This window comes from Thermosipho sp. (in: thermotogales) (assembly GCF_020054775.1).
Taxonomy (GTDB): Bacteria; Thermotogota; Thermotogae; order Thermotogales; family Fervidobacteriaceae; genus Thermosipho; species Thermosipho africanus.
In genome coordinates, this window is record NZ_JAIHAP010000068.1 from 1 (window position 1) to 9827 (window position 9827).

Annotated in this window: 9 protein-coding genes; 1 reads left to right on the forward strand and 8 read right to left on the reverse strand. The window is 32.4% G+C overall.

The window, feature by feature from the left end; all coding sequences use genetic code 11:
- Positions 1-81: 81 nt before the first annotated feature.
- The 6 genes from JG780_RS09135 to mtnA are packed head-to-tail and all read right to left on the reverse strand — an operon-like array spanning position 82 to position 6629.
- Entirely contained in the window at positions 82-489 is a 408-nt protein-coding gene (locus tag JG780_RS09135; protein WP_287570237.1) for a SoxR reducing system RseC family protein, read from the reverse strand.
- A gap of 9 nt (positions 490-498) precedes the next feature.
- Positions 499-2112, reverse strand: a complete 1614-nt coding sequence (locus JG780_RS09140) for a DAK2 domain-containing protein (RefSeq protein WP_287570239.1) — start codon at positions 2110-2112, stop codon at positions 499-501.
- Positions 2113-2128: 16 nt separating this feature from the next.
- Positions 2129-2458, reverse strand: a complete 330-nt coding sequence (locus JG780_RS09145) for an Asp23/Gls24 family envelope stress response protein (protein ID WP_004104284.1) — start codon at positions 2456-2458, stop codon at positions 2129-2131.
- Positions 2433-4274, reverse strand: coding sequence for a 1-deoxy-D-xylulose-5-phosphate synthase (dxs, locus tag JG780_RS09150; protein ID WP_287570241.1), 1842 nt, complete (start codon positions 4272-4274; stop codon positions 2433-2435). The genes JG780_RS09145 and dxs overlap by 26 nt, the downstream gene beginning before the upstream one ends.
- A gap of 28 nt (positions 4275-4302) precedes the next feature.
- Positions 4303-5583, reverse strand: a complete 1281-nt coding sequence (gene serS, locus JG780_RS09155) for a serine--tRNA ligase (protein ID WP_287570243.1) — start codon at positions 5581-5583, stop codon at positions 4303-4305.
- Positions 5584-5588: 5 nt separating this feature from the next.
- Complete coding sequence (gene mtnA / locus JG780_RS09160; protein WP_287570245.1) at positions 5589-6629, reverse strand: S-methyl-5-thioribose-1-phosphate isomerase; 1041 nt, start codon at positions 6627-6629, stop codon at positions 5589-5591.
- Positions 6630-6818: 189 nt separating this feature from the next.
- Between mtnA and JG780_RS09165 the strand changes: the two genes are divergently transcribed.
- Positions 6819-8129, forward strand: a complete 1311-nt coding sequence (locus JG780_RS09165; protein ID WP_287570247.1) for an alkaline phosphatase — start codon at positions 6819-6821, stop codon at positions 8127-8129.
- Positions 8130-8195: 66 nt separating this feature from the next.
- On the opposite strand, the gene JG780_RS09170 is transcribed toward JG780_RS09165, so the two are convergent.
- Positions 8196-9197, reverse strand: coding sequence for a peptidyl-prolyl cis-trans isomerase (locus tag JG780_RS09170; RefSeq protein WP_287570249.1), 1002 nt, complete (start codon positions 9195-9197; stop codon positions 8196-8198).
- Positions 9198-9209: 12 nt separating this feature from the next.
- On the reverse strand, positions 9210-9827 hold a 618-nt coding region (locus JG780_RS09175), incomplete at its 5' end, for a class I tRNA ligase family protein (RefSeq protein ID WP_287570251.1).

Below are 9827 nucleotides of genomic sequence, written 5' to 3' on the forward strand. Positions count from 1 at the left end.
CATATGAATATGAATAATTAATTCTCAAAAGCCATATTATATGACTAAATATTTTTGTTTTTCTCTTTATCTCTTGCTTGACTACTTACCGGAAATCTTGTTTACATGTCTAACATCAACTATCTTTGGTTTATATCTTTTATCCCAAATTCTAAATATTGCAAATGCTCCACTCATAAATAAAAGACCTATCAAAAAGCTAAAATAATCAGAAAGTTTTAAATACGTCCCAAGACTTACCCCCAAAATTAAAAGTATCACTGGAAGTCCGTACAAAAGAAAGGCAAGCAAGGCCGGACGATATTTTAAATCTAAAATAACAAAATCTCCAGGAAAATATTCAAATTTATTATCTTTTTCCACTTTTAATTGCTCCACAGACTTTACATTACAACTACCCGATATAGCACATGAACTACAACCAGTTGTATCACGCTCAAGATAAATATATTTCTCATCCACTTTTGCTATAGTAAATAATTCTTTCATATTATCACCTTATTCAATCAAAATTAAAAATGGATGGTGTACCTGACCACCTTCATATGTTTCAAGTTCTAAATCTGGATATATCTTTGAAATAAAACTTTCAAAAATATCAATTTCTACTGCCGTTGCATCTTTTCCAATTATTGCAGTTACAATTTCCCTATCTTCAATATCTTCAATTTTTTCAAACGTCTTTTCAAGTGCAATTCTAAAATCCATATCATGTACTGAAAAATCATTATTTAAAAAGACAAGATACTCATCTTTCTTTATCTTCTCACCTTTTAATTTTGCATTTCTAACCGCTCTAGTAATAGATATAGTTACAACTTCTAAAATTGCTTCTTTGAAAACTTCAAACAATTTTTCTGGCTCTTCATCAGGAATATTTCTAATCAATGCTGCAATACATTCTTGAACATTTTTACTCTCAACAACGTATACAGCTTTATCTTTAACAGTTTCTGCAACCTGCTTAGCAGCAAGTATAATATTTGAATTGTTTGGAAAAACAAACACATTTTCGGCATTAACACTTTCAACTGCCGCTTTCAAGTCGGCTGTACTTGGATTCATTGTTTGACCACCAAAAACTATCTGATCAACTCCTAAATCTTTTAAAATTCTTGAAATTCCTTCACCAGGAGACACAGCTACTATTCCTATTTTCTTTTTCTCTTGCTCTACTTCTTTTGAAACGAAATGTTCATGCTGCATTTTCATATTATCTATTTTAACTTTCATCAATTCCCCTACTGTTAAGAACTTTTCTATTACACTTCCAGGGTTATTGGTATGCACATGTAACTTAATAACACTATCTTGGACGAAAAATACTACTGAATCTCCAATTTCATACAAAAAGTTCCTTAATTCCTCTTCCTTATTAGACTCCAAAGTCTCATAAGATTTTATTATCAACTCAGTGCAGTATTGAAACTTCAAATCTTCAGGAATTATATTGATTTCTTCTACTGGCATTGTTGTAGTTTTTATATTCAAATCTATTTCTTTTTCGCCTTGTATATATTTATAAAATCCTTCAGCAATATAATATAACCCCTTCGCACCGGCATCTACAACGCCAGCTTCCTTTAATTTTTTCAACATACTAGGTGTATCTTTAACTGCCTTATCTAAAACTTCAAGCACTTTTTTGAAAAATTCTTTGAAATCACTGCTGTCAATTAAATAATCAACATTCTCAGCCAAATACCTTATAGCAGTCAATATAGTACCTTCTACGGGCTTCATAACTGCACCATATGCAACTTCTTTTGCACTTTTAAATGCGTATGCAAAATCTCCTATCGTTATTTCACTCTTTCCTTTCAAATAATCTGTAAATCCTCTAAAAATTTGTGATAATATTACTCCAGAATTTCCCCGTGCACCCATCAGTGTTCCATTTCTTATAGCTTCTATTATCTTATCCGCTCTTTCATCTTCCACACTCTCAAGATATTTACAACCTTCCAAAAGAGTTGATGACATGTTTGACCCGGTGTCACCATCTGGAACCGGGAAAACATTTAGTGCATTTATCTCATCTTTATGTTTTAAAAGATTTTCTGCACCTTTCATAAATAAATATTTCAGCTCTTTGGCTGTTATTTTATCCAATGTATAACCCTCCTTACTATTTCACGTCTATAACATGGACATTTACTTCAACACTTTCACAGCCAGCTAAATTTTGAAGTTTATGTTTCACATTTTCTATAATATTCCTTCCAACCTCTGAAATTTTTGTGCCATATTCCAACTCCACATAGGCATCAACTTTAACATGTCCAAATTCATCTTCTTGAATCTTAACTCTACTTTCCTCACTACTTAGTAGCTTTGAAAACCAGCTATCTGATGAAATACTTACTGGACCGTAGGTCTCTAAAATTGCAAAATATACTAATTTTCTGATTGCATTTAATGTAATATCAAGTTCACCAAGTTCTGTTTGAATCTTCATAATTCTTCCTCCTTTCAATAACACCTTTTATCTGATTTTCAATCCCCTCTTCATCAAGCATTAATATCTTTAAAAGTTCTTTTCTACTTCCATGTGGTACGAATCTATCTTCAATTCCTAATATTCTAATCTTTCCATACCTACTCAAAGACTCTCCAAAACCACCATTTATAACTCCTTCTTCGATCGAAAAAACTTCTTCGTGATTTTCAAAAACCCAACTTAAAGTTTCTGTATCAATTGGTTTTACAGATCTTGCATACACTAAGGTCCAGCCATTTCTTTTTGCAACGGAAAGTGCTGATTTTGTAGGATATCCAGTTGCAATAATAGCAATATCTTTTCCTTCGTTTAAAATTTGCCATTTATCTAAATTAACCAATCTAATTTTATCATATAATTCTTCAAATTTTCCAAATTCATAATCACGTGGGTATCTTATTGCAACAGGTCCATCTATATTAAACTTAAAAACAGTATGCATTATATTAAGCAAATCTTGAATATCCATCGGCGCATAAATTTTCATATTGGGAATCATTTTCAAGTATGCAATATCAAAAACTCCATGATGGGTTGGCCCATCCTCACCCACCACACCAGCTCTGTCAATTGCAAAAATTACTGGAAGATTCTGTAGAGCTATATCATGAATTATTTGATCAAATCCTCTTTGCAAAAAGGTAGAATACACAGCAAACACAGGTTTAAAACCCAAAGTGGACATTCCTCCAGCAAATGTGACGCACATTTGCTCAGTTATTCCAAGATCAAAAAATCTTTCTGGAAATCTTTTTGCAAATTCATTCAAACCTGTTCCACTCTTCATGGCAGCGGTAATTGCTACAACCTTTTCATCTTTTTCTGCAATTTTAGTTAACATTTTGCCAAATGCCTCACTATACGAAATTATTCCTTTACTTTTTATGAAAACTCCCGATGAAACATCAAATTTACCCGCACTATGAAAACTTTCAGGATTAACTTCTGAATTTTCAAATCCTTTACCTTTAACAGTATTAACAGTTAATATTGTTGGATAATCATAATCTTTAATTCTTTTTAATTCATCTTCAAGTTCTTTCAAATTATGACCATCTACAGGCCCAAAATGTTTCAAACCAAGCCCCTCAAAGAAATCTTCTCCACTTATTGAAACCTTTATAGCATCTCTTATTCGTTTCAATTCATTCTTTAATTCAAAACTCATAGATTTTTTTAGAGTTTTTTTTGTCTCTAAATATACTTTGCTTGATCTAAGCTTGTCAAAAAGGTGAGATAACGCACCTACATTTTTTGATATTGACATAGAATTATTATTGACAATTATTTTTATCTTTGAATTTAAAGTCTTAATTTGATTTAATGCCTCAAGCGATTGACCAGAGGTTAGGGCACCATCACCAATAACAACTACTACATTTGCACTGCTATTATTCAATCGCAATGCTTGCTCGATTCCTAGTGCAGCAGAAATAGCCGTTCCAACATGCCCTGCACCGAACCTATCAACATAAGACTCAAAAATGTTTGTATATCCACTTAAACCATTAAATTTTCGAATAGTCGAAAATAAATCCCATCTTCCCGTTAACAACTTGTGGGTGTAAGTCTGATGCCCTGTATCCCAAATAATGAAATCTTCATAGGGGTTGTAAACCCTATAAAGTGCAAGAGTTAACTCAACCACACCTAAGTTTGACGCAAGATGGCCACCATTTTTTGATATGACATCTATAATATATTCTCTTATGTGCTCTGCAAAATTTTCTAACTCATCGTAATCCATTCTTCTGATATAAGAAATATAATCCACTTAATCACCTCTTTAATTTTGGAAAACCTTATTTAACTTCTATTTTCTCAACTCCCATGTAAGGAACCAAAACTTTTGGAACAGTTATACTTCCATCTTCGTTCTGATAGTTTTCAACAATGGCCACTAAAGTTCTCCCAACAGCAAGTCCCGATCCATTAAGTGCATGTGCATAATGCAATTTATTATCACTTCCTCTATACCTTATATTAGATCTTCTTGTCTGAAAATCTGTAGTGTTACTACATGAAGAAATTTCTTTGTAGGAATTGTAAGATGGAAGCCATACTTCTATATCGTAAGTTTTTGCAGAAACAAATCCCAAATCACCGCTACATAAAGAAACAACTCTGTAAGGAAGTTCCAAAAGCTGTAATATTCTTTCTGCATCCTGTGTTAACCTTTCAAGATCCTCAAAGGATCTTTCAGGAGTTGTTATCCATACAAGCTCAACCTTATCAAATTGATGCTGTCTAATCATTCCACGAACATCTTTTCCATAACTTCCTGCTTCTCTTCTGTAACATGCAGAATACGCCGTATATTTTATTGGAAGATCTTTTTCAGAAAGTATTTCTTGTGCATGAAGTGCCACAAGTGGAACTTCAGCTGTTGGAATTAAAAACATATCATCTTTTTCAATACAATATGCATCTTCCTCAAATTTTGGAAGTTTACCAGTCCAAAGCATTGCATCTCTCTTAACAAGTTGTGGCACCCAAACTTCTGTATATCCATGTTCTTTTGTATGAACATCAAGCATAAACTGAATCAAGGCTCTCTCTAGCCTTGCTAAATAGCTATACAAAACTGTGAACCTTGAACCACTTAATTTTGCACCTCTTTCAAAATCCATCATTGAAAGTTCAGGACCAAGGTCCCAGTGAGCTTTTGGCTCAAAATCAAACTTTCTAGGCTCTCCCCATCTTCTAATTTCGATATTTTCCGATTCATCTTTTCCAAATGGAACATCTTCTGCTGGAATATTTGGAATATTCAATGCTAAATTTTGCATTTCCTCTTCTAATTTTTTTTCTTGCTCTTCTATTTTCTTTATCTCTTCTCCTATTTTCTTACTTTCTTCTATTAATTTGCTTGCTTTTTCATTATCCTTTTCAACCTTTGCCTTTGCAACTAGCTTAGAAAACTCATTTCTTTTTGCTTTCAATTCATTTACCTTTGCAACGAGTTGTCTCCATTCTTTATCTACATCTAAAATTTTGTCAATAATTTCTGTATCCATATTTCTTTTCTTTAAAGCACCATAAAATATTTCAGGATTTTTTCTTAATAATTTAACATCAATCATTTTAATCACTCCTCAAACAACTTTTTTAAATTTTCTTCGTATGGAGGATAAACTACGCCTTTTTCAGTTATTATTGCAGTTACAAGCTCTGCATCTGTAACATCAAATGCAGGATTAAATACTTTTACTCCATCTGGTGCAATCTGTCTTCCACCGCAATGTGTAACCTCTGTATGTTTTCTTTCTTCAATAGGAATATCTTTACCAGTTTTTGTATTCAAATCAATTGTACTCGTTGGTGCAGCTACATAAAAAGGAATTCCGTGCCTTTTTGCTAAAACCGCGACCATATAAGTTCCTATCTTATTTGCAACATCACCATTTGCAGCAACCCTATCAGCACCAACAATTACTGCGTTTATTTTACCAAGTTTCATTGACCAACCAGACATATTATCACTTATTAATGTTACATCTATACCGTCCTTCATCAATTCCCAAGCAGTAAGTCTAGCCCCTTGCAAATATGGCCTAGTTTCATCAGCAAAAACTTTTATCTTCTTTCCTTGCTCAACAGCCGCTCTTATAACTCCAAGAGCTGTACCATAATCAACAGTTGCAAGAGCACCTGCATTACAATGAGTTAATACAGTATCTCCATCCTTTAAAAGTTCTGCTCCATATCTACCAATTGCCTTATTTACCTCAATATCTTCTTTTGCAATATTCATAGCTTCTTCTTCAAGATATTCTAAAACACCTTCTATTTTTCCATATTTCTTTAATGAATCTTCCATTCTATTTAAAGCCCAAAACAAATTAACCGCTGTAGGTCTTGTATTTGCTAAAACTTCTTTTACTTCTTCCATTTTTTTAACAAATGCATTAAAATCTTCAACAAACATTTCTCTTGCTCCAAGAACATATCCAAAAGCTGCAGAAGCACCTATAGCAGGAGCACCTCTTACAACCATATCTTTTATCGCTACAGCAACTTCCTTATATGACTTGCAACTGACATACTCTTCAACAAGTGGTATTTTCCTCTGATCAATTAAAATCAATTCATCTCCCGTCCATTCCATAGTCATAGTTTTCAATTTCATATCAAAACCTCCTTTTCACTTTATCTATTATTTAATTATATCATATCTTAAAATAACTAAATATTTCTAAATAGTAAAATAAAATGTATGTTTTAAACTTTTGATGAAAGTTTGTAAATTATGTTAAAATATCAAGGCTCAAAATAGGAGTCATTTGTTTGACTCCAAAAAAGAAAGGGAGGTAGTTTTATGAAAAAACTTTTACTTATATTGCTTTTACTAGTCTCTGTATTTTCATTTTCTGTAAAAAACGTTATCTACATGATAGGGGATGGTATGGGAATTAATCATGTAATGCTTGCAAGCTATCTTGAAGGAAGACTTCTAGAGTTTATGAAAACCCAAAATATTGCACTAGTAACTACACATTCTGCAAATAGTAATGTTACGGATTCAGCAGCTGCTGGAACTGCACTTTTTACTGGTTTTAAAACTAACAATGGAATGATCGGCATATTGCCAGATGGTACAACTGTTCCTACAATTGCAGAGATTGCAGCAAAACACGGTGTAAAAATTGGAATAATAGCAACATCAAGAATTACTCACGCAACCCCAGGTGCAGTGTACGGTCATGTAAATTCAAGAAGTAACGAAAACACTCTTGCAGAACAATTAGTTAACAGCCCTATAACAGTTGCGTTTGGTGGCGGCTGGAGACATTTTGTAGCAACTGGCGGAAAAAGAAATGATGGTAAAGATCTAATTAAATTGGCAAAAGAAAAGGGATTTGATTATATTACAACAAAAGAAGAATTACTTAATTACAACGGGAAAAAAGTAATAGGACTTTTCAATTCAAGCCATTTACCAGCGTATACTGATAGGGTAAATGAACCAACACTTTCTGAGATGACAAAAAAAGCCCTTGAAATACTGTCAAAAGATAATTCACCTTTCTTTTTAATGATCGAAGGCTCACAAATAGACTGGGAAGCACATGGAAATGATCCATACGGCGTTTGGAAAGAAATAATTGAATTTGAAGAAGCATTCAAAGTTGCTATGGAATTTTTAAAACAAAACCCAGATACTTTGATTATTGTAACAGCAGATCACGAAACTGGAGGTCTCGGTCTTTCAAGCGGAGGATACTATTTTGATGTTGAAATGATAAGAAAATTTAGTAAAAACACAGATTTTATATCAAAAGAGTCAAATAAAGATAAGAATAAATTAAAAGAGCTCATTAAAAAATACTATCAATTAGAATTAACCGATGAAGACTTAGAGCTTTTTGACTCTCTAGTAAAAGAACAGGGAAACTCATATTATGCATTTTCAAATGCAATAGGAAGATTAGTAAGTAAAAAGGCACACCTTGGTTGGACTACATATGATCACACAGGCGCACCTGTTGCACTATACGCATTTGGACAAGGTGCTGATAACTTTAAAGGTTTAATAGATAACACTGAAATACCAAGAATTATTGCAAGACTTGCAGGATACCCACTTACATTTCCTACCTATAAACTACCAGTATCAGGTGGACATTAATTAAGTAAACATTGATAAAAAATAACCCCCAAGAATTTAATCATCTTGGGGGTTATTTTTTAGATATTAATTTTTCTGTTCTACATCCACTTTATAATAAACCTCGACTGTACTTTCGTTTTTAAATTTACTAAATTCACTGTCAATAAAGTTTGCCCACATATTTTTCTTCTTTTCAGATAAAATCATATTTGAAATTTCTTCCCTTACTTCATCAAATTTTTTAGATTGCATTGGGTTAACATTTTCTACTTTAAAGATGTAATATTTTTCATCTACATCTATTGGCCCTAACAATGCACCTTGAGGCGCATTCTTTATATAGTTCCATAACTTATCTGGAAAAGTAGTATTCTCAGCTATATTTTCATATTTAAATTGAGAAATGCCATATTCACTTGCAATACTATCAAACGTTTCACCGGAAATTATCTTAGTTTTTACAGCATTTGCAACTTTTTCGTTATCAAAAGCTATTAAGCTTAGAGTATATTGTGTAGGTGTAGAATACTCATCAATATGTTTTTGATAGTAATCCATCAATTCTTCATCAGAAACTGTTGCATCTTTTGTAACCACATTGAAAAGTCTTTCAAGTGATAGATTAACAAGAGTTTCGAAATACATCTTTTCTTTAAAATCTTCTAAAGTTCCCATATTTGCATACTGCAAATACATATCAAATGTTTTTTCATCAATTCCTTGTTGGTTTAAATAATCTGATATTTGTTTGTCTACAACATTTTTTACTTCTTCCTCAGTCGGTCTTGCTCCATACTTTTGAGCAAACTGTACTATTAACAACTTATTTACTAAATCATCTAAAACTACTCTTTTGTATCTTAATATTACTTTTACACCTTCTTCGGTGTTCGATAAAACACTAAAAAACGTTTGGTCCACCTGACTTATACCGATCATAAGTTTTTGCACGTCTGCAGCTCTATTTAGCTGTTCAAGCGTAATAGCCTCACCGTTTACTACTGCAACAGTTGATGTTGCTGGAAGTTCCTCGGAAAAAATCACTACTGAAAAAACAACCAAAAGTAAAAGCAAAAAACGTTTCATACAATCTCCTCCTCATTTTACAACGATATTAAGCAGCTTATTCTTTACATAAATAACCTTTACTATTTCTTTTCCTTCTATATACGAAGATACCTTAGGCTCTTCAAAAGCAATCTTTTTCACTGTCTCTTCATCTGCATTGACATCAACATTTATTTTTCCCCTAACTTTACCATTTATCTGTATTATTACAGTTACTTCATCAACTTCCAAAGCCTTTTCATCATACTTTGGCCATTCTTCATTTACAATTAATGTATCATTGCCTAAGTCATGCCAAATTTCCTCAGCCATATGTGGTGCAAACGGCGAAAGTATAAGTGCAAGCTTTTCAACCAATTCCCTCAAAAGAGGTAAATTTAAATCTTTTTCTTCAGTCTTATTCAAATAATCTGAAAAACTGTTGTTTAATTCCATTAATCCTGCAATTGCAGTATTGAATTTAAATCCACCTTCTATATCTTCTGTTATTTTTTTAATCGACTGATGTAATTTCCTTCTTAAATCCTTTTCTAACTTATTTTTTAATTCTATTTTTTCTGCACTAACATTTTTAATTTTTTCAAGCACAGAATAAATATTATTCCAAAGTCTCTTTAAAAATCTATGGACACCTTCTATTCCTGCATC

What these genes read in the sequence shown, in the direction of transcription:
- JG780_RS09135 (WP_287570237.1), bottom strand. Translation starts at nt 489, where the DNA reads ATGAAAGAATTATTTACTATAGCAAAAGTGGATGAGAAATATATTTAT.
- JG780_RS09145 (WP_004104284.1), bottom strand. Translation starts at nt 2,458, where the DNA reads ATGAAGATTCAAACAGAACTTGGTGAACTTGATATTACATTAAATGCA.
- serS (WP_287570243.1), bottom strand. Translation starts at nt 5,583, where the DNA reads ATGATTGATGTTAAATTATTAAGAAAAAATCCTGAAATATTTTATGGT.
- mtnA (WP_287570245.1), bottom strand. Translation starts at nt 6,629, where the DNA reads ATGAAATTGAAAACTATGACTATGGAATGGACGGGAGATGAATTGATT.
- JG780_RS09165 (WP_287570247.1), top strand. Translation starts at nt 6,819, where the DNA reads ATGAAAAAACTTTTACTTATATTGCTTTTACTAGTCTCTGTATTTTCA.
- JG780_RS09170 (WP_287570249.1), bottom strand. Translation starts at nt 9,197, where the DNA reads ATGAAACGTTTTTTGCTTTTACTTTTGGTTGTTTTTTCAGTAGTGATT.